The sequence below is a fragment of the Actinomyces urinae genome (assembly GCF_900119695.1).
GTDB classification, from domain to species: domain Bacteria; phylum Actinomycetota; class Actinomycetes; order Actinomycetales; family Actinomycetaceae; genus Gleimia; species Gleimia urinae.
Genome location: NZ_LT632547.1, coordinates 1,334,969 through 1,355,440 on the forward strand (window position 1 = coordinate 1,334,969; position 20,472 = coordinate 1,355,440).

General features: G+C 56.4%; 15 protein-coding genes and 2 tRNA genes. 9 read left to right on the top strand and 8 right to left on the bottom strand.

Features of this window, described 5'->3' with window-relative positions:
* Window positions 1–3 precede the first annotated feature (3 nt).
* Genes BQ7114_RS07400 through BQ7114_RS07425 form a run of 6 tightly spaced genes read right to left on the bottom strand, consistent with a single transcriptional unit; the run spans window position 4 to window position 6,243 of the window.
* Window positions 4–1,290, bottom strand: coding sequence for a DUF58 domain-containing protein (locus BQ7114_RS07400; protein ID WP_072343913.1), 1,287 nt, complete (start codon window positions 1,288–1,290; stop codon window positions 4–6).
* Window positions 1,287–2,243: an AAA family ATPase gene (locus BQ7114_RS07405; protein ID WP_143236829.1), complete on the bottom strand. Its 957-nt coding sequence runs from the start codon at window positions 2,241–2,243 to the stop codon at window positions 1,287–1,289. The genes BQ7114_RS07400 and BQ7114_RS07405 overlap by 4 nt, the downstream gene beginning before the upstream one ends.
* On the bottom strand, window positions 2,240–3,391 hold the full coding sequence (locus tag BQ7114_RS07410) for a DUF4350 domain-containing protein (protein WP_072343919.1): 1,152 nt from the start codon (window positions 3,389–3,391) through the stop codon (window positions 2,240–2,242). The genes BQ7114_RS07405 and BQ7114_RS07410 overlap by 4 nt, the downstream gene beginning before the upstream one ends.
* Window positions 3,388–4,014 (bottom strand): hypothetical protein, encoded by a 627-nt coding sequence (locus BQ7114_RS07415; protein ID WP_072343922.1) that lies wholly within the window; start codon window positions 4,012–4,014, stop codon window positions 3,388–3,390. Before BQ7114_RS07415 ends, BQ7114_RS07410 begins: the two co-directional genes overlap by 4 nt.
* Before the next feature lies 1 nt (window position 4,015).
* Window positions 4,016–5,185: a glycerophosphoryl diester phosphodiesterase membrane domain-containing protein gene (locus tag BQ7114_RS07420; RefSeq protein ID WP_083431792.1), complete on the bottom strand. Its 1,170-nt coding sequence runs from the start codon at window positions 5,183–5,185 to the stop codon at window positions 4,016–4,018.
* Window positions 5,186–5,214: 29 nt separating this feature from the next.
* Window positions 5,215–6,243, bottom strand: a complete 1,029-nt coding sequence (locus BQ7114_RS07425; protein WP_072343929.1) for a diacylglycerol/lipid kinase family protein — start codon at window positions 6,241–6,243, stop codon at window positions 5,215–5,217.
* Window positions 6,244–6,381: 138 nt separating this feature from the next.
* Between BQ7114_RS07425 and serS the strand changes: the two genes are divergently transcribed.
* From serS to BQ7114_RS07455, 6 genes are all read left to right on the top strand, one after another.
* Window positions 6,382–7,656 carry a serine--tRNA ligase gene (serS, locus tag BQ7114_RS07430; protein WP_034508618.1) on the top strand — a complete coding sequence of 425 codons (1,275 nt, stop codon included), beginning with the start codon at window positions 6,382–6,384 and terminating at the stop codon, window positions 7,654–7,656.
* Complete coding sequence (locus BQ7114_RS07435; RefSeq protein WP_072343932.1) at window positions 7,649–8,554, top strand: HAD-IIB family hydrolase; 906 nt, start codon at window positions 7,649–7,651, stop codon at window positions 8,552–8,554. Before serS ends, BQ7114_RS07435 begins: the two co-directional genes overlap by 8 nt.
* Window positions 8,555–8,792: 238 nt before the next feature.
* The gene (locus tag BQ7114_RS07440; protein ID WP_143236830.1) at window positions 8,793–10,184 is read left to right on the top strand and encodes an ABC transporter substrate-binding protein; all 1,392 of its coding nucleotides are present in this window, start codon (window positions 8,793–8,795) and stop codon (window positions 10,182–10,184) included.
* Window positions 10,185–10,249: 65 nt separating this feature from the next.
* Window positions 10,250–11,236 carry a carbohydrate ABC transporter permease gene (locus BQ7114_RS07445; protein WP_072343935.1) on the top strand — a complete coding sequence of 329 codons (987 nt, stop codon included), beginning with the start codon at window positions 10,250–10,252 and terminating at the stop codon, window positions 11,234–11,236.
* A complete protein-coding gene (locus tag BQ7114_RS07450) occupies window positions 11,229–12,173 on the top strand; it encodes a carbohydrate ABC transporter permease (protein WP_072344990.1) in 945 nt (314 codons plus the stop codon). Before BQ7114_RS07445 ends, BQ7114_RS07450 begins: the two co-directional genes overlap by 8 nt.
* 376 nt (window positions 12,174–12,549) lie before the next feature.
* Window positions 12,550–13,893 carry an AGE family epimerase/isomerase gene (locus BQ7114_RS07455; RefSeq protein WP_072343937.1) on the top strand — a complete coding sequence of 448 codons (1,344 nt, stop codon included), beginning with the start codon at window positions 12,550–12,552 and terminating at the stop codon, window positions 13,891–13,893.
* A 95-nt stretch (window positions 13,894–13,988) separates the two neighbouring features.
* Here BQ7114_RS07455 and BQ7114_RS07460 read toward each other — a convergent pair whose 3' ends face one another.
* Entirely contained in the window at window positions 13,989–15,128 is a 1,140-nt protein-coding gene (locus BQ7114_RS07460; RefSeq protein ID WP_072343940.1) for a zinc-binding dehydrogenase, read from the bottom strand.
* 114 nt (window positions 15,129–15,242) lie between these two features.
* Here BQ7114_RS07460 and BQ7114_RS07465 point away from each other — a divergent pair.
* The 3 genes from BQ7114_RS07465 to BQ7114_RS07475 all read left to right on the top strand — a co-directional run bounded on the left by BQ7114_RS07465 (window position 15,243) and on the right by BQ7114_RS07475 (window position 17,519).
* Window positions 15,243–15,329: transfer RNA gene (locus tag BQ7114_RS07465), tRNA-Ser, on the top strand.
* 223 nt (window positions 15,330–15,552) lie between these two features.
* Window positions 15,553–15,642, top strand: a tRNA-Ser gene (locus BQ7114_RS07470).
* A gap of 299 nt (window positions 15,643–15,941) precedes the next feature.
* Window positions 15,942–17,519, top strand: a complete 1,578-nt coding sequence (locus BQ7114_RS07475) for an SLC13 family permease (RefSeq protein ID WP_072343943.1) — start codon at window positions 15,942–15,944, stop codon at window positions 17,517–17,519.
* A gap of 91 nt (window positions 17,520–17,610) precedes the next feature.
* Here the strand turns inward: BQ7114_RS07475 and BQ7114_RS07480 are convergent, their stop codons facing one another.
* Window positions 17,611–20,358, bottom strand: coding sequence for an ExeM/NucH family extracellular endonuclease (locus tag BQ7114_RS07480; RefSeq protein ID WP_195906738.1), 2,748 nt, complete (start codon window positions 20,356–20,358; stop codon window positions 17,611–17,613).
* Between the last annotated feature and the right edge of the window lie 114 nt (window positions 20,359–20,472).

Here is a 20,472-nt window from a genome sequence, read left to right on the forward strand (position 1 = left end):
CGGCTACAACAGGCCACGTGACTTCAAATTCAAGTAGTGGTCCACAACCGCCATTGACAGTTTCGAGGGCGGGGCTTCAACCACAGTAATGCCCGCAGAGGCGAGGGCCTGGGCAGCCTTTTCCCGCTCGGCGCGCGAGAACTCTGTGGCGGCTACAAAGTACGGGTCCCCGATGTTAACTTCCTCTTCTGCTTTGTGAAGTTGTGGATCAGAGGCGTTTGCAATCACTACGCGCGTGTGCTTGGCAAGGTTCAACAACGCGGGCAGTAAAGACTCTTCCAGCACGGTCACATCAAGCGCGGTGAATAGAACCACAAGCGACATCTTGTTACCAAAAGCTGTTAGTTTCCCAGCAATCTGAGTCCAATCCGCTTCAACTAAAGCAGGGTCTAGAGGTGCCATCGCGGATGAAAGCTCACCTAGGACGGTTGTGCGAGACGGGCGGATCACCTGCGCCCTAATGGCCGCGTCGGCGGCGATCATACTGACCGAATCTCCAGCTTTTGCAGTCACGGCGCTTAGCAGAAGAGCGGCATCTAGATTCACGTCGAGGCGAGTTTGGTTGCCCAGCCGCTGCGCGCTCATGCGTGAAGTGTCGATAACCATCACAATGTGGCGGTCACGCTCCGGCCTCCACGTGCGAACAATAACGTCCTTTGAGCGTGCGGTTGCGCGCCAATCAATGGAGCGCTGGTCGTCGCCATCCACCCATTCGCGCAGGGAATCAAACTCGGTGCCCTGCCCGCGCGCACGCGCAAGAATTTGTCCGGTCATCTGCTGCAGTTTCGCTAGGGCTCCAGGCAGAAGCTGTTTTGATGGAAACTCCGGTAGTACGCGGATTGTGCCCGGCAGGTCGAACGTGGTTTGAATAGCGGCGAGGCCGAGAGGGCCCCACGAACGTACGGTAACCGCGTCAGCTTTCAGGATGCCTCGCCGGGTAGGAAGCAAAGCGGTAGAGAAATCCTCGGATTGGCCGGGTAATAGTTTGAACTTATGGCGGTTTGCCGTAGCTCCGGCGCTGGGCTGCCACGCGTCACGCAAAACCCCGCGCATCGTCCGATTCGCCCCCCTCACGTGGATAACCGAAACGGAGCGTTCATTGGCACGAACTGATTTAGGTGCCTGTCTGGTTATCTGAAGTTTGCGCGGCGAGGGAGCTAAAACCGCGTCAACGAGGGTGAGAACGATGACGAACAGTAACCACATTGCGAGGGTTCCAGGGGTGGGCGAAAGCACGATCGGGATGATCCCGATCGCAACTAGTGCCGCAACCCTGCTGGAAATTGTCATCGTGGTACCGCGATTGAGTCCATGACGGTTTGTAGGACGGAGGCGGCCTCAACGCCTTCCAGTTCGGCTTCAGGGCGAAGCATGAGCCTGTGCGTGATGGTTGCGGGAGCCATTTGTTTGACGTCGTCCGGAGTGACGAAGTCTCGTCCGGACAACCACGCCCAGGCCCTCGAGGTAGCCAGGAGCGCGATGGCGCCGCGTGGGGATAGGCCCAGTGAGAGGGAGGGTGCCACGCGCGTTGCCCGCGCAATGTCCACGATGTACTTCTCCACTTGGGGGTGCACTTCGACGGCGGCTACGGCTCGGGTTGCAGCCTCAATATCGGTGGCGGATGCAACGGGTGTTATGCCGGCGGCGTCTAGGTCCGAGGCGTCGAAGCCGTTCACGTGGCGGTTGAGGATCTCAGTTTCTTCCTCATAGCTGGGCAGATTCACCTGGACTTTCAACATGAACCGGTCCAGCTGAGCTTCGGGAAGCGGATAGGTGCCCTCGTACTCGATGGGGTTCTGCGTGGCTGCAACCATGAAAGGGGAGGGTAAAGGCTTAGATTCACCGTCAACCGACACTTGGTGTTCCGCCATGGCTTCAAGCAGTGCCGCCTGGGTTTTTGGAGGCGTGCGGTTGATTTCGTCAGCGAGAAGCAGGTTGGTGAAGATGGGGCCTTCGCGGAACTTGAACTGTGATGTCTCGCGGTCGTATAGCAGTGATCCAGTGAGGTCGCCGGGCATGAGGTCGGGGGTGAACTGCACGCGTTTGGTGTCGATGGATAGCGACTTAGCCAGGGCACGCACGAGGAGGGTTTTGGCGGTTCCTGGCACGCCTTCGAGCAGCACGTGTCCGCGCGTGAGGAGGCCAATGACGAGGCCGGCTACAGCGCCGTCGGATCCGACAACGGCTTTGGCAACTTCTGCGCGCACGCGCAGTAGGGCTTCCCTTGCATCTTGCTCGGTCATGAAACCTCCTGAATGAGCTGGTCGATCTTGTGTGATCGCTGGGTAAGTTCTTTTTCGTTTGAAACGTTTGCGTCGTATAGCAGTGTGTGTAGTTCGCTGGTTGGCGTGTTGAGTTTGGCGGCCAGAGTGTTGGTGAGTTCCTCTTCGTTGGCCCGATTAGGCAGGTAAAGGGCTCGGCGTAGTTTGCGGCGAGCGCGCGATTGGATGAGAGACATGGCCCAGCCGGCGTGTTTGCCTTCACGGGCGAGGTTGGCGCGCGCCTCTTCAGTTTCGCTGGCGCTGATGATGACGGGTAGCGGTTCGCGAGCGAGCGGGCCAAGCCGCCTACCTTTGGCAATCATGAGGGCGAGGGCGGCGAACAGCAGTGTCATGCCCGCCCAGAAGACCCACGGAGGAAGGAGTTGCCACAGCGGCGCGTTTGCAGGTGACTGCTGCTGGATGCTTGGCCGCTCGTAGTGGAACACGGCTTTGGGGTTGGCCCCGTAAAGAGTGAGGGCGAGGGCGGCATTGTCGAGGTTTTGCACGTTGGCGTTGGTAAACGCTGCGAGGTCCGAGACGAGGATGTATTCCGGGCCGTCTTCGGCGGGCCAAATGGTGAGGAAACTACCGTTATCGGTGCGGAAGCATTGAATCACGCCAGGGGTTTGATGTTCGCGCACGATGGTGACCGAGGCGTTCTTAGCTTTGCCGATGTAGGGCAGGCATGCACTACTGTTTTCGGTCACGCCAGGCATCGCAAGACCGTTGGTGTAGCTGTCAATGTCGAGGCCGAATTCTTTGAGGCGGTAGTCTTGCACGCCAAATAGGATCACGCGCCCGGCCTGCTGTGCTTTGGTTTTGAGGCCGTCGGTAATGTCAAACCAGTCCAGGCCATCATTTAGCAATACGAGCGTGGTGTCGCGATCGATGGCCCCGATGTCGCTGTCTTTGTAGGCGATTGTGGTTTGTATTCCATGCTGTTTAAGCACCTCGATGACGGCTTTGGTGCCGCTTCGCCCAGGGGATTCGGGCTCGTAGTCGCTATATTCGCCCTGCGTGTTAATCCCCTTGGCGGTGATGACGAGCACCAGCAGGATGAAGATTAGGATCAGCGGTAGCCAAGTTTTGCTGAAAGTTTTGAGCGTCATTCCGCGCGCGGTTGCGTTCATGCGCTCACCTGCGTACTTAGGCGTTTTTGGATTTCGTTGTCGAGGGCGAGCATGGCATCGACGTCTTGTGTGGTGACGGTGCCAACGGTTTCGAGCCGGTAGGTGGCGACGTCGAATTTGGATGCGCTCCGAGAAATGTCGCTTTTAAGGTCGGGATATTCGTGGGCGATGAGGCGGGTGATGTCGCCGGTGGTGCGTCCGGGTGCGGCGGTGGCCGCGGTTTTGTCGAGTCGCACGATGATGGCGCGGAACCCGGCTTTGAGGGCTTCGGTAGGGTCCGTGTTCTTGAGGTCGAGGGCGCGGCGGCGGTGTTCATCAGCGCTGAGGGAGGTGAGCTCCCGGGCCGCGCTGATTGTCTTTTGTTCGCGTCCAACTCGGGCGTATACGCCGATGATGAGGGCGATGATGACCACGACGATGATTGCAAGAAGCATCCAGTTGAAGGTGCCTTCTGCGGTGCGAAATACGGTTGTGCCGATTTTTTGCAGGATCCAGTCGAGGATGCCTTGCAGTCCGCGGCCTTCCAGGTATTCGCTTTTGCTGAGTTCACGGCGCAGAAGCTCGCGCGCCTCGTCCGGTGTGGGTTCGAGGGCGAGAGCTACGTGCGCCGCGAGCGTGTTCAAGTTAGAGAGTTTCCGCCTGCCCGCTGCGGGCTAGTTCGATGTCGTAGCCTTCTTTACGAATGCGCGTGTCTATGTACATGAGGGTGAGGGCGTAGACGGTGAGGGGCGCAATGAGAAGGTAGATTAGCGCGGTGGAAATAGAGGTTACTAGGGCCAGTAGTTTTGTAGATTCGAAAATTATTACCAGCCCACTAATCACGCCGAAGATCATGCCGAACGCGATGGTGATTGCCATTAGGGCCAGACCCATAAGTAGGGAAGTGCCAAGTAGCGGCCAGAAACGCTCGCGTGTGAGCTTCCAAGACCGCGATAGTGCGGGTCTCATTTTTTGGCCTTCGATGAGGATGATGGGGAATGCGAACATGAAGCGGATGGCGATCAGGTAGAACGCGATTTGTAGCACCGCTGCGATACCGAGGAACAAAACTAGCGAGGAAAGTCCGGGATCGATGAAGAGGAGGGGAATACCTATTGATACGGCTGTGATTAGTGGTGGGATTAGGAATGTTAATAGGGCGAGGAGGACGTAGCTACCGCGGTTTCCGCGCGTGAGTTCAACGGCTTGCTGCGCGCTGATTTTGCGGCCGAGTACGCCTTCCATCGCTACGAAGATGAGGGGCGCCGCCCCGAGTAGCAAAATGATGCCTGCAAGGCCTTGGGCAGAGAAGGTGGTGTAGTTGGTGATGATTTCCCAAGTGCCCTGCGTGGTTCGCAAATCCAGATCGATGATGGTGGATTGCACGAGGTATTCCAGGACGAATACGAGCAGCGCGATGATGGAACTGATCGCTAAGGTTGCGCGCGCGTTGAAGCGGAACGTACCAAACGAAGTGGAGACGATTTCCGAGGCGGTTTGGGGGCGCAGGATCATGGTGCCAGGCTTGATTAGGGGCTGCCGATATGGGGCAGGCGCATAGCCGGCTCCGTAACTCTGGTTTGGCTGACCGTAGCCCGGGGCACCATACCCTGGTGCCGCGTACTCGGGAGCCCCGTATGCGGGGGCTGTGGACTCTGGTGTCCCATTCCCGGGCACGCCGTACCCCGGTGCCTCCTGCTGCGGAGTTTCGGTTTCGGTTTGGCGGGCGGTGTCTGATCCGGACTGGCTACTTCCGGGCGAGTTAGGTGATTGCCAAGGGGTGTTCGGGTTTTCGTTGGCCATGTTTCCTCGCATTTTTGAGACTTTGGACGTTAGAAAATTTGTTATCCGTGTCGGATTTTAAGAGCTTTGTGGTCTACGCGCACGCGCATTTCTCGGGCGTTGCCAAGCGGGTCGCCGTCCACTTGGATGGGTTCGGCGTTTTTGACGAGGCTGTGAGCGGTGGTGGCTTGAATGAAGTCAAGCCGTCCAGATGTGCCTGGTAGCACGTCGTTTTTTATGCCCACTCCTTGCGCGGCGATTTTGGTGAAGAGGTCGGCCCAGCCTACAAGGCCGTCACTGGTTTCGAGGGTTGCCACGTCTAGCATGCCGTCGTCGAGTTTCGCGTCGGGCGCGAGGACTACGCCAAGCATAAGGGATGAGCAGTTCGCGAATAGGATGGAGCGGCCGTTGATCACGTATTTGCGGCCCGCGTCAAGTTCTAGGAATGTCCTCATTTTTGGGGCGGTGAGCGCTTTGACCCCGGCAACGACGTAGGCCCCCCAGCCCACGCGGCTTTTGAGGTTGGAGTTGGTCTCGGACATCATCCGCCCGTCCCAGCCTTGTCCGGCTATGACAATGAAAACGTATTCGTCTTCGCTGGGAGGGTTGAATCCGCGTTGTTCGAGGAATTCTCTGTGCTGCTTGGTGATGTACGTGCCTTCGGGAAGCAACTCGGGTTCGCCTTCGAAACCGTTTACTCTCATCCACGCAATGTCGATTTCATTTTCGAGGCCGAAGAAAGCGATGTCGATGGCTTCTTGGATGTTGTCGGCAGGCACGTGCAGATTGCGGGAGAGGAGGTTGCCGGTGCCGTAGGGCAGAATCGCCATGGGGGTGCCGGTGCCGGCGAGGCCTGCGGCTACTGCACGAACTGTGCCATCACCTCCGGCGGCAAGCACAAGGTCGGCTCCGTCCGCCACAGCCTGGGTGGCTTGCAGGGTTCCGGGTTGATCCTCGGTGGTTTGAATCCACACGGGCTCGTTTAGCCCTGCTTGTGTCGCCGCGACGGTCACCATTTTTCGCAGGGCGTGCACTTTGGCAACTTTTGTGGGGTTGTATATGACATACGGAGTCTGAGTTTTAGGGTCCACGACTCCCACCTCCGATCGAAAAGTTTCAAGGTAAACATTACCGGATCAGCAAATCTGGTGGCCCTTGTTGTTGGGATGCAGATTCTGGAAAACGGACGGCCATGTGACCGTGTTGAAATGCCGCGGTAGGCTTGGAGCATGATTGATCTTAAAGCTCTTAGGGAAGATCCGCAGCCGGCTCGTGATTCGCAGATTGCGCGCGGTGGTGATCCGAGTCTTGTTGATGAAATTTTGAAGGCCGATGAGGCTCGTCGCGTTGCGCTTCATGATTTTGAGGCTGCGCGTGCGGAGCAGAAGTCTGTGTCTCGTTCGATTGGTAAGGCTTCTGCTGAGGATCGCGAGAAGGTTTTGGCGCATGCGAAGGAGCTTGCCGCTTCGGTGAAGTCGCTGGAGGCGCAGGCCAATGAGGCTCGCGAGAAGGCCGAGCGTCTGGTTTGGTCTATGCCAAACATTGTGATTCCGGGCGTGCCTGCGGGTGGCGAAGAGTCGTTTGAGGTCTTGCGTTTTGAGGGCGGGGAGCCGCGTGATTTCGCCGCTGAGGGCTTTGAACCGAAGGATCATTTGGAGATTGCTGAGGGCCTGCGCGCGATTGATATGAAGCGCGGCGCGAAGGTTTCGGGAGCTCGTTTTTACTACATGACGGGCGTGGGAGCGCAGTTGGAGCTGGCTCTGTTGCGCATGGCGATGGATCAGGCGGTGGAGGCCGGTTTCACTCCGATGATGACGCCCACGCTGGTTACGCCAGAAATCATGGGAGGCACGGGCTTCTTGAATGAGCATTCGGACGAGATCTACTACCTGCCTGCCGATGACCTGTACTTGACGGGCACGTCCGAGGTGGCGCTCGCGGGCTATCACAAGGACGAGATTATTGATGTGGATTCTCCGAAGCGTTACCTGGGTTGGTCCACCTGTTATCGCCGTGAGGCTGGTTCGGCCGGTAAGGATACGCGCGGCATTATCCGCGTGCACCAGTTCAATAAGGCGGAGATGTTCTCGTTTGTTACCGCGGATGAGGCTGAAGCGGAGCACGCTCGTTTCCTCGCATGGGAAGAGCAGATGCTGGCAAAGGTTGAGCTTCCTTACCGCGTGATCGATACGGCGGCCGGTGACCTGGGCACATCTGCTGCCCGCAAGTTTGACTGTGAGGCTTGGCTGCCAACACAAAGTCGTTGGATGGAAGTGACGTCAACATCTAACTGCACGACGTTCCAGGCGCGTCGGTTGAATATTCGTGAGCGTACTGAGTCGGGCACGCAGACCGTCGCGACGATTAATGGCACGTTGGCAACCACGCGTTGGATTGTTGCGATTTTGGAAAACCATCAGAACGAGGATGGTTCAGTCACGGTTCCGCAGGCTTTGCGTCCGTACTTGGGCGGTAGGCAGAAACTGGAGCCTGTAGTTGGCTAAGTCGCTCCTCACGCCTCCGCCAACAACATTGGCGCCGATCCCGTTTGAGGATTTAGTTGCTCAGGCTAGCGCCGCCCTCCCAGATTCTCTGCAGGAGACCGGGCCGGGCCTGCTGGTTGCGCTTGATATTGATGGCACGTTGCTCACCGCTGATGGGGCTTCCCAGGTGGTTGTGGACACCATTGAGCGCCTGCAGAGCGCGGGCGTGAACGTTGTGATTGCAACGGGCCGCGGTGTTGGTGCGACTTTGCCGGTGCTTAGCGAGGTGGGGATTCACGACGGCTGGGCGGTGGCATCGAACGGCGCGATCGTTCTGCGTATTGTGGACGGCCAACACGAGGTGGTGTCGAAGCGCTACTTTGATCCGGGCCCGCTGATTGACCAGGTGGCACAGCATTTGCCGGAGGCGATTTTAGCGGTTGAGGACGACTCGCCCTACTACCGGGTTTCGCGCGAGTTTCCGCCGCGGGAGCTCATTGAGGATTTCCGGATTGATGACCTGGAAGGGCTGAAGTCGAAACCGGTTACGAAGCTGGTTGTGCGCATGCCGGAAATGAGTGTTGAGGATTTCGAGGCGCGCGTAAACGAGCTGGACATGTTGAACCTCAGCTATGCGATTGGCTGGACGGCGTGGATGGATGTGAATGCGCCGGATACAACCAAGGCGGGCAGTCTTGAGTGGTTGCGCGACGAGTTGGGGGTGCCGCTAACGGGCACTGTTGCGGTTGGTGATGGTACGAACGACATGGCGATGTTGCGGTGGGCTCATCATTCGGTGGCGATGGGCGGGGCTGTCGAGCAGGTAAGGGAGTGCGCTAACGCGGTTACTGGCCCGGTTGATTACGACGGGGCGGCAGCGGTCATGGAAGCAATTTTGAGAAGAACCGCTACCAACTGAAGCGGGTACCCAACGCGGGCTCGTCTGCCACAAGTGGCGCAACAATGCGCGGCTATTGGTTACAAAATGATCACATATGCGCACACGTGAACCAAAGCGGTTGCGCAGGTCACATTTATCGCGTTTGGTTATATGCATGGACGGCCTGATAAGCAGGTTAGAGGCAAACGTATACGAAGTCGTATCGCGTACGAGGTTGTGGTTTGTCAGTCCCAATTGATTAACACTGGAGGTTTAGATGCGTTCATCGCGCATGATTTCGACGAAGAGAACTCGATGGAGCGTTCTTGCAGCCGGCGCGGCGGCCACAGCAATGTTGCTGTCCGCATGCGGTGGCGGTGGCGACATCAGCGGCGGCGGTTCTTCTGGCGAAGCTAGTGGAGATACCGATTGTTCTGCGTTTGAGGAGTACGGCCACTTCGATGGCGAATCCGTTTCGCTTTTCTCGTCCATTCGTGAGGTTGAGGCCGATCAGCTTCAGCAGACGTTTGACAAGTTCACCGAGTGCACGGGCATTGAGGTGCAGCACAACGGTGTTGGCGAGTTTGAATCTCAGGTTGTTGTCCAGGTTGAGGGCGGTAACGCTCCTGACCTAGCGATCTTCCCGCAGCCGGGCTTGTTGCAGCGCATGGTCAAGGACGGTCACGTCATTGCGGCCCCTGCAGAGGTTGAGAAGAATGTTGACGAGGGCTGGTCTGAAGACTGGAAGGCTTACGGCACGGTTGACGGCAAGTTCTACGCTGCGCCGCTCATGGCTTCCGTGAAGTCGTTCGTGTGGTACTCACCGTCCATGTTCAAGGAAGGTGGCTACGAGGTTCCGCAGACCTGGCAGGAGCTTCTCGACCTGACCGAGAAGATCGCCAAGGATCATGAGGGCGAGGATGTGAAGCCCTGGTGTGCAGGTATTGAGTCCGGTGGTGCTACCGGCTGGCCGGCAACCGACTGGGTTGAGGATCTAGTTCTGCGCTCGGCTGGCGCTGACGCTTATGACCAGTGGGTTACCCACGACATTGCGTTTAACGATCCGGCTATCGAGAAGGCAACCGAAGAGGTTGGCAAGATCCTGCGCGATGACCGCTACGTAAACGGTGGCATTGGTGATGCTCGTTCGATCGCTACGACCTCGTTCAATGATGGTGGCCTGCCGATCCTTGAGGGCCAGTGCTACATGTACCGCATGGCTTCGTTCTACGAGGCGCAGTGGCCGGAAGGCACCGACGTTTCTGAGAACGGCGACGTATTCGCTTTCTACCTACCGGGCATGACTGCGGATGAGAAGCCGCTTTTGACCGCTGGTGAGTTTGTTGGCGCGTTCAATGACCGCGATGCAACGAAGGCAGTTCAGGCCTACATGTCCTCGGGTCTGTGGGCAAACACTCGTGTTGAGATCGGTGGCGTAACTTCCGCAAACAAGGGTGTTGACCCGGCACTTGCATCGTCTGACATTCTGCGTCTTGCAATGGAGCTGTTGCAGGATAAGGACGCGGTGGCTCGTTTCGATGGCTCTGACCTGATGCCTTCTGAAGTTGGTGCAGGCTCCTTCTGGACTGCAATGACTCAGTGGCTGAATGGTGAGAAGGACGTTCCGACTGTCCTTGGCGAAATCGAAGCCTCTTGGCCAGCTAAGTAACAGGTGCTGAGCATCTGATTTTCAAGAGCGGGGCGTACTAGTTACGTCCCGCTTTTGGAGGATTAATGGACTACTTTCTAAATACGAAGATTGGCCAGATGATCTTTGCGGTCATCTTGCTGGCAGTTGTTGTGCTGGTGCTACTAGGTTTGGCGTCACTGGCAGACAGGATGAAGGGGCGCGGGCGCACGGTTGCAAGTGTGGCAGTGTTCCTAGGTCCAGGTTTGCTACTGCTTGCACTCGGCCTCATTTACCCGGCTATCCGAACGATTCTCATGTCGTTCATGGATAGGCGTTCATCGCAGTTTGTGGGCTTTGATAACTACGCGTGGTTGTTTACGGCCACTGACTCCAAACAGGCGTTCATCAACACGTTCTTGTGGGTGCTTCTAGTTCCAATCATCTCCACTATTGTTGGTTTGCTGTATGCGATCCTTATTGACGGCAAGCGTTTTGAGAAGCTGGCGAAGTCGCTGTTGTTTATGCCCATGGCAATCTCGTTCGTGGGTGCGGGCATCATTTGGAAGTTCGTTTATGAATACCGTGGTGCTTCCCAAACTCAACGCGGTTTGCTAAACGCCATCATTGTGGGGTTGGGTGGCGAGCCCGTGCGTTTCTTGCAGGATTCACCTTTGAACACGATCTTCTTGTTGATCGTGATGATTTGGATTCAGGCTGGTTTCGCAATGGTGCTACTGTCCGCAGCTATCAAGGCGATTCCACATGACATTGTCGAGGCTGCAATGCTTGACGGCGTGAGCCGGTGGCAGATGTTTAGGAACATCACGGTTCCATCGATTCGCCCAACCCTCGTGGTGGTGCTGACAACTATTACGATCGCAACCTTGAAGATCTTCGATATTACGCAGACGATGACGGGTGCGAAGTTTGGCACGCAGGTGCTGGCGAACATGATGTATGACCAGTCATTTACGTACGGTAACAATGGGTATGGTTCGGCGATGGCGGTTGCCATCTTCGTTCTTGTTATTCCGATTGTTCTTTACAACGTGCGGCAGATGCTGATCAACAAGGAGGTGCGTGGTGCCTAGTTCTGTAGATGTTGCGCAAAGTCCTGCCGCGTTGGAAGTGAAGAAGCCGGTGCGAGGTGAGCGTAAGACTGCTTCTGCGGAGGCAAAGCGCGCCCTCTCGGGTAGGTTCGGATCGTTTGTTGCGGTACTAATCGCAGTCTTTTGGACGATTCCAACTTTTGGCCTGTTCATAACCTCGTTCCGGCCGGAGGCCCAGATTAAGAGTTCGGGGTGGTGGTCGTTCTTCGCTAACCCGGATTTCACGCTGGAGAACTACCAGACGGTGCTGTACGGAGCGAAATCGCAGGGTGATCTCGCCTCGTATTTCATTAACTCCCTGGTAATCACGGTTCCGGCAACTCTAGCGCCACTGTTGTTTGCGACGATGGCGGCGTATGCGTTTTCGGTGCTTAAGTGGAAGGGGCGTGACACAGTTTTCGTGATTGTGTTTGCCCTGCAGATTGTGCCGCTGCAAATGGCGCTGATTCCGCTCTTGCGCGTGTTTTCTGGAACTGCAGTTGCGAGTGCTTTCCCGTTCTTATCGATCTGGGTGGCGCACACTATTTTCGCCCTGCCTCTAGCTATCTTCTTGTTGCACAACTTCATGGCTGAAGTTCCTAAGGAACTCGTGGAGGCGGCGCAGGTTGATGGAGCGGGGCACGTGAAAACATTCGTGTCGGTCATGCTTCCCCTGATGGTTCCGGCGATCGCGTCATTCGCGATTTTCCAGTTCCTGTGGGTGTGGAATGACCTGCTGGTTGGTTTGACTTTCTCGGGTGGCATGGAGCTGACCCAGCCGCTGACTGCGCGCTTGGCTTCCATGGCTGGCTCGCGTGGTCAAGACTGGCATTTGCTGACCGCAGGCGCGTTCGTTTCAATGATTATTCCGCTGGCAGTGTTCCTAACTCTGCAACGCTACTTCGTTCGCGGCCTCATGGCTGGTTCCGTGAAGGGTTAGCGCGGGTAGGTGCCCTGAAAGTGGCAGATACGTTTAGAGCCCCGAGCTTTTGCTCGGGGCTCTAAACTATCCCATCAACACAGTGCGAGTTTCTTAGCCTCTGGAAAGTCCATGAAATCTCGAACTCTTCAACCGGTCGGTTAGCCGATCCGTCGAAGTTATTTCTAAATGTAGGTTTTGAATCTGTGTGTAGGTTGAAACTAATCTTAGAGTTTCCTGAAAATTTGAGAATTAAATGTGAGTCACATCTCGTTTAGAGAGTGTTGGGGCTAGTTTTTATGTTGAACTTAAATTCTCTTTGTGAATTAACTTAGGCGCAGACAGGGTAACCTCAAAGAGTTAGCAATGTTGCTTCTTTAATACCAGGGGGATTCACTTGGGTTGGATAGAGTCTGTTGAGCATAACCGCTGGCTGAGCCACCAGATGCAGGCCTTGATTTGCGCTGGCCGTAAGGCGATGGTTGAGACTGGCTTTGGTTTTGTTACATCCGAGGGCGAGATTGATACGTCTCGGCCAGTTGATCTTGCAATGACGGGGCGTTTGACGCACGTTTTCTGTCTTGCAACCCTTATGGGTTTGCCTGGTTCTCGTAAGTATGCGGATCATGGCATTAAGTGTTTGCGTAAATATTTTGTCGATCCGGAGCATGGTGGCTGGTATCCGGCTATCAAGCATGAGCTCGATGCGGACGGAAACGGAATTCCGTGTGAAGAGGCGCTGGAGTCGAAGTCGCAGTACGCTAACTCGTTCGTGATGTTGGCTGCGGCTTCGGGCGTAGCGGCAAACCGTCCAGGAGCGCACGATCTGCTGCTTGAGGTCATCCATGATCAAGAGGCGCACTGGTGGGATGAGACCGTAGACCGTGTCCGCCACCGCTATTCCAGAGATTATTCTGAGGTTGCGAAGTACTTCGGCATGGATTCGAACTTGCACACCACCGAGGCATACCTTGCGGTTGCAGAAGTCATGAATGATCCAATATGGATTGACCGCGCCACCTCGATTCTGAAGTTTGTTTACGACGAGGCCGGTCGAAACGATTGGCGCATTGGTGAGCATTACGACGAGAACTGGCGTCCTATGCGCGAGCATTACGGTCATTCGCGTTTGGATAAGTCTGTGCCGTACGGCGTAGTGATTGGCCACCAGTTTGAGTGGTCCAGGTTGGCGCTGCACGTGCGTGCCGCTAACCGCACGCTGGGTAGGCAGAGCCCGGATTGGCTGCTGGAGTTTGCGCGCGAGATGTTTGAGCGCACTCGCGTGGACGGTTGGCGTCGTAACGGCAAGCCCGGGTTCTTGTACACGGTTGATTTTGAAGGTAACCCGGTGTCTACGAACCATATGTACTGGGTGGCTGCGGAAGGCATTGCTGCAACGGTGGCTTTGCGCCGCGCGCACCTTGATGATGGTGCCAGCTTGGGTGAGGTGGAGCATTACGACCACTGTTACCGCTCGTGGTTGGACTTCATTGAAGAGTTTATTATTGAGGAGCCGGGCCAGTTTAGGCGCGAGCTTGATGAGAATAATGAGGTTGTGGAGTCGAGCTTGCCGGGATTGCCGGATAACTACCACGCCGTGCAGGCTTTGTTGATTCCGAGGTTACCGTTGTGGCCGCCGTTTGCGTCCGCACTTTCGCGCGGATTGCTCGATCATCCGCAGGAGCCACCAAAGGATCGCAAGGGGTTCAACCTGTTCAAGCGTCGTGACGCTGAAGACTGATTAGGTAGGCAAATGAGTGGTGGTCATCTGGAAATCTGGGTGGCCACCACTTTTCTGCTCGGCTAGGGATTGTGCGGAAGGTTAGTCGGGATTCGCTAGAGGATTATCGCGATCTTGCCGAAGGTGGAGTCCTCGCGCCCAGCAATCGCCTTGTGGGCGGCGGCGATTTCTTCGAGTGGATAGATCGCTCCTATGACGGGCTTGATCTTGCCCGCTTCAATAGCTGGCCACACGTGTTCGCGCAGTTGTTGAAGGATCTCGATCTTGCGCTTTTGTGTTTGGGAACGCAGGGTTTGCGCGGTAATAGAGGCGTTCTTGGCGAGGAGATAGCCCAGGTTTAGCTCAGCCTTTGCCCCTTGGAGCAGGCCGAGAACAGCGAGGTGTCCGTATCGCGCGAGGGCTTTCAAATTGGTGCTCAGGCCGCCCGCTCCAAGTACATCCATAATGACGTCCACGCCGCTTGGTTGAAGCTCATTCAGTTGCTCAAGCCACGCGTCGTGGTAGTCAAAACACTTGCTGGCGCCAAGGTCTTGCACTCGCTCGCACCGCTTGGGCGTGCCTGCGGTGGCGTACACAGTGTTGCCCATTAAGTCGGCTAGTTGCACAGCAATGGAACCGACACCGCCTGATGCTCCGTGGATAAGAACGGACCGGCCAGGGTTTGACGCAAGCTTGCAGATGTTTTCCAATATCATCCACGAGGCCGCCGCTGATTCCACCAGGCCCATTGTCGCTACGAGTGCGCCAAGGTCCGGGGCGCTCGTGGGCATAAAGGTCGAGGGCTCCTGCATGCCTGGTGTGGCGTTTGCCTGGTTAACCTCGGCTTGTATGGCAGTGATTGTGGAGGCGGGTAGCTTGGGAATGGGCAGCACTTGCCTGGCATCAACAACGGCATAGTCGGCGTAACCGCCACCCTCTAGCAGTGCGCACGCAGTGGCCCCCTCATGAATCCACGAACACCCCGGTAGGGAAGTGACCTTGCTGCCAACTTGGTCGATGATTCCGGCACATTCGAGGCCGAGGATCCGGCTGGCACCCCGCGGGGCGGGGTAGGCGCCTTTTGATTGCAACACGTCAGCGGGGTTCACTGCGGTTGCGAGCACCTTGATGCGGACCCGGTTGGGTGCCGGGGTTGGAGGTGCAATATGGATCAGCGAAAGGCGGTCGCTAAGCTTTGCCTCGCCACCGGCATTCGCAAAGTGGGGTTGGTCTGCGGCGCTGATGATTGCTCTCATGATTCCATAATGCCCGTAGGGGCGGACAAAAATTTGAAAACAGGTCTGTGGCGCACTTTGCAAAACATCAGTTTCAGGGTTGAAGCGAAACCGGGTTACACTAGGGAATCGTCGGGAGGGTTGACCGAGCGGCCGAAGGTGACGGTCTTGAAAACCGTTGTGTCCTCACGGGCACCAAGGGTTCAAATCCCTTACCCTCCGCAACAGACCCCGGTATTTCATTGAAATACCGGGGTTTTCTAGTTCTCGTCGAACCTTCGAGGTTTGAGCTGTAGGTCTGCAAGTGGGCGCGCCGCCCGACGAGTGTAGTAGTTTCCGGCATGCGAAGAGTCCTGAGGTGGCCGGGCTTGAGGTGTGGTTTTGGCCCCCATTTAGCGGATCGTTTGGAAACGCATCGCCCTACCCTTTAAGATGGGTTGAGTCTGGAGCTGTCGCATAGTGGCCTAGTGCGCCTCCCTGCTAAGGAGGTTGGGGCGTTCGCCCCTCGCGGGTTCAAATCCCGCCAGCTCCGCCAAGTGAAGTCTCGCGACAAAGCACCCGCTGCGTCGCGAGACTTTCTTATTGCGCGAGGGGGCAGAGGTCCTGCGTGTGGGCGCCGGCCCGAGATTCGTTTCAGAGCTAATGAACGTTTGCCCGAATTGTTGAAGTCATATACCCCGAGGGGTATCGTGGTCGATAACTCGTTCTCGAGAGTCCCTAAAGACGAGATGTAAAGCTCCTTATCGTGAGATGAGGCCGTCTGGGGCTCTAGGTTACGAGGAAGACCCCTGTCCTAATCACGCGAGTGCAAAGATGCACTCGAAGGAGATACTCATGAGCTCCCAGACGAAGAACTCTTCTTGGATGCCTCAGGAGATTCTCGATTCAGCGCCATCTGCTCTTGAATGGAAGCGTCGCTGGATCGGACTCCTGCTAGGTGTTGTTCTAGCCGGCATCGTCTATCTAATATTCCCATCGAGCGGAGCCGACCTGGTGAACGCTACCGTTACCGACGGAGAAACCGTTTACAGCCTGACCTCACTTAAGCTCACCGCTGCAGGTGCGGTACTGATGGGAGTTTGGTGGATGACAGAGGCGATCCCGCTGGCAGCCACCGCACTTGTCCCGCTGGTTTTGTTCCCGACCTTCCAGATCATCGACTTCAAGGACATCGCAGCTCCGTACGCGTCCTCGACAATCTTCTTGTTCATGTCCGGCTTTATCCTGGCTCTTGGCATGCAGCGTTGGAACCTCCACCGCCGCCTGGCTCTGCTAGTTGTGCGCACGGTTGGAACCAGCCCGAAGCGCCTCATCGCGGGCTTCATGATTGCCACCGGATTCTTGTCAATGTGGGTTTCCAACACGGCTACCGCAGTTGTGATGCTACCGATTGGCCTGTCCGTCCTCACGCTCACCGCTGATCGCGTGGGCGGGTTCAAGAACCAGAAGAACTTCTCCACTGCGCTTATGCTCGCAATCGCGTACTCTGCATCGATTGGATCGCTGGGCACCGTGATTGGTACGCCGCCCAATGCGCTGTTGGTTGCATATCTATCGGAAAACCACGACATCCACATCGGATTTGGCCAGTGGATGCTGGTTGGCGTGCCACTATCCGTGGTGTTCATGACGCTCGGCTGGCTACTACTAACCACCATTTTCAAGCCGGAAATGGAGACGATTCCGGGCGGTCGCGAGCTGATCGGTGACGAGCTGAAGAAAATGGGGCGGATGACACGCGGCGAAAAGATGACCGGCGTGATCTTCCTACTGGCAGCACTATCTTGGGTATTCGTTCCAATCATCCTGAAGATCACCGGATCTAGCCTCAACATTGCTGACGCCGGTATCGGTATGACTGCGGCGCTACTCATGTTCCTCATCCCCGTTGATGCACGCCGAGGAATCCGTGTTATCGACTGGAAGACGGCTGAGCACATCCCGTGGGATGTCCTCCTGCTGTTCGGTGGCGGCCTCGCCCTGTCGAAGATGTTCACCGAGTCTGGGCTGTCCATTTGGATTGGCCAGGTTGCGCAAGGACTATCGGTGCTGCCGACCCTGCTCATTGTTGTTGCGATTACTGCGCTCATCATCTTCCTCACCGAACTCACGTCCAACACGGCAACCGCAGCCGCGTTCCTACCGATCATTGGTGGCGTGGCCGTGGGCATCGGCCTTACGGATGGCGCGCCGCAGAACGTCATGCTGCTAACCATCCCGGTGGCGCTTGCTGCGACCTGCGCGTTCATGCTGCCCGTGGCAACGCCTCCGAACGCCATCGCGTTTGGTTCCGGCTATGTGAAGATCGGCGAGATGGTGAAGGGCGGCCTGTGGCTGAACCTGATCGGCATCGTCCTGATCACGATCACCACTTACGCTCTCGCGGTTCCGGTGTTCGGCCTCGTCCTGTAATCACCAGCCGCTTAGATAAGTGAGTCCCCCGATGGGTAAACCATCGGGGGACTCACTTTCAGTTGCTATAGCGCTGATTTGTGAGGTGGGATCACTTCACCCGTGAAGCGCGAACTGCGCCCATACCAACACTTGCAAGCATGAGGGCGAAGAGGGCAAGAGCCCCAGTTTCCACACCCGTCTTAGCCAGTGGCTTGCTGACAACCGTGTTGTCACCGGGAACCTCACTAGGAGTAGCTGATTCAGACGGGGCCGGAGTAGGCTCAGTCTGCTCTGGCGTCTTCTCGAACGTCTTTAGCCCCATCTTGAGCGGGTTGTGGTCAGACGAACGGTACGGCGTCAGGTCGAACAGCTGATCTGCCTTAACGTTGTAGTTGTAGCGCGAGTATTCGAATGCCAGCGGCTCCATCGCGTTCACGTCCCAAACGTCAGCGCCAACCACCAGATCTTTCGCAAGATCATTTGCGAGTCCGTGATCGAGCGAGCCAACGCGTGCGCCGTACAGGTAGGAAGAATTCTGGATGTTGAACATGTCAGCAACCGAAGTGTAGCCGGCCTCCTCGATGGTAAGAACCGGATCTTCCCTCGAGTAGGAGTTCAGATCGCCAAGCAGAATGGCTGGTTTTCCAGCAAACTTAGCGGCCACCCAGTTGGTGACTTCCTGAGCCTGCGCAATGCGTAGCAGGTTGTTGTTGCCCTGCCACTGGTCTTCGTCGTTTTCGAACTTCTTCGCCAGGGAACCCTTCGACTTGAAGTGATTAACAACGGTTACGAACTCAGTGCCAACCGGCTGCCCCTCGTCAAGTGCCTGCCATTCTTGGGCCAGCGGCTCGCGAGCGTAACCCGTGAACCATTCGCTACCCAACAGGATCGAGGAATCCCCAATCGGGGTTACCTCTGCCGGCTGGTAGATGTAGGCCAAGCGGATGACGTCCTCATTTGTGGGAACGTCCTTAGGGGAAGGAACAAAAGCCCACTTGTCGGCACCAGCCGCCTTGTTCAGCTCTTGTACGAGTTGCTTTAGTGACTCGTCGCGATCGTGACCGAACTTGGCTGAGTTTTCAATCTCTTCCAAGCCAACGATGGAGGAATCCAGCTCGTTAATAGCGGCAACAATTTTTGCCTGCTGACGTTCGAAAGCAGCCTTGGAGTATGCGCCGCGAACGTTGCAGTAGTTGGCGGTCACGGGCCGAGCCTCGCGATCCTGGTAGTACTTACAGCCGGCCTCGTTTTCACCCAGGTCGGTGAAGTAGTTCAGGACGTTGAAAGAGGTGAGGGTCAGGTTAGCGCCGGCCTCGCTGAAATCGCCGGGCGCTGCCGGCCGCTCGTTGTTGGTGATGTCGATCCACTGATCGGTGTTGTCCACGCCCTTAACGTTGACTGGCTCGGTTGGTTGGTAGTTCCACTGGAAGCGGAAGTCTAGAACCACCGGCTTCTTGATGGTGACCTTAGAACCTACGCGCAGCGGGTCATTTACGTTCAAGTACGGAACTGGAATGAGGTGGTTCGGGTGCTTGAAATTGGTGTAATCCGTAGATTGGCCATCATCGAGAGCGATAATAGAGGCCTTGTTAGCTGCTTCGAGTGCCGCAATCTCGTTGGGATTACTTGCCGGATGGTAAACGTCAGATGGTTGGCGTAGCGGCTTATCTTGCGTGGTGAGTAGCACTGTGCCGTAGCGGTTTGTTCCGTAGTTATCGGTAACCGTATGAGCCTTGGTGATCTTCAAAAGCATGCCCTCGAGAGCCTCGCGGCCTTCCTCGGTATCTGGCGCTGCTTCGAGCTCCAGGGGCTGGATTGTTTCCACGCCCTCGGGACGATCAATCTTCTTGAAGGAGGTAGCGGAAATTTGCGTGGAAGAGGTGGCAGCGCCCTTGGCCTGGTATTCGCTTACCTTGCCGGTGACCTCAACGAAATCGCCAATCTGGAACTGCTTGGCGAAGTCCTTCGAGTAAATGAAGACCGCATCCGAAGCGTCCGGGTTGGTGCCGTTGAACTGAATGTAAGCTCCGTTGAAACCGCCGGTGGGGTAGATCGCGGTGACTTCGCCACGCGTGGTTACCGTCTGGTCCACCATTGTTGAGGCCGGTCCGGTGCCCTGGATTTCCTCAATCGAAACGATGTTGGCTACCGGCTCGGGGTTTTGCGGATCAGACGGCTCTGGGGTCGGCGGATCGGTAGGTTCTTCAGGGATAACCGTACCCTTGCTGTTTTGCGGGGTAGGGGCGGATACCGAGAAATCGGACGTGTTGTTATTAGTGTCCGCGCCGTTAGCGCGTTGGAACGATTTGTCGCCCTTCGAATTGTTTGCATTTGCAGCGGACTCAAAAACCTTCGTGGCACCCCAGCCAAAGGCGTCAACTACATTTGCGTCTGCGGAAGTATCGCCCGCAACCGTTAGAGCCTCAGTGCCTTTTGCCAGGACGATGCTTCCATCATTTCCGGCAAGGCTGAAGTTGCCCTGAGCGTCCGGATTGTACTTTTGGAAGGCTTCGTGTTGGCCATTCTTGTCTGCCGAGTTTCCAGCAACCAAGAAATATCCTTTGGCAGCAATCTTTCCTTGCAGAGGAGAGACGCTGGCTTTTACAGCTGTTAGGTTCTTTTTGCTGAAGTACTGAAGTGACATGCCGTCAAGTGAGATCGCTTCAGCTGTTGGGTTGTACAGTTCAACAAAGTCACGAAGCGTGCCATCGGCACTGTCTCCGCGCGTGTAAACTTCGTTGATTACTACGTTGTCGCCCGCTGGGGTTGCCAGGGACGGCACGGGGGTGAGCGGGGTTAGAATCAGGGCACCCGCAGCGGCTACCGCAATCCCACCCGCAAAGCGTTTGAGCTTCACCATAAGATTCCTAGTCTCTTGAGATTTCTTATTCACTTCAGTGCCGAGGCAAATATGTACGTCTTTGTAACAGCGGCAACGCATAACTTCGGCAGCGCCGTTTGAGCGCGCGTT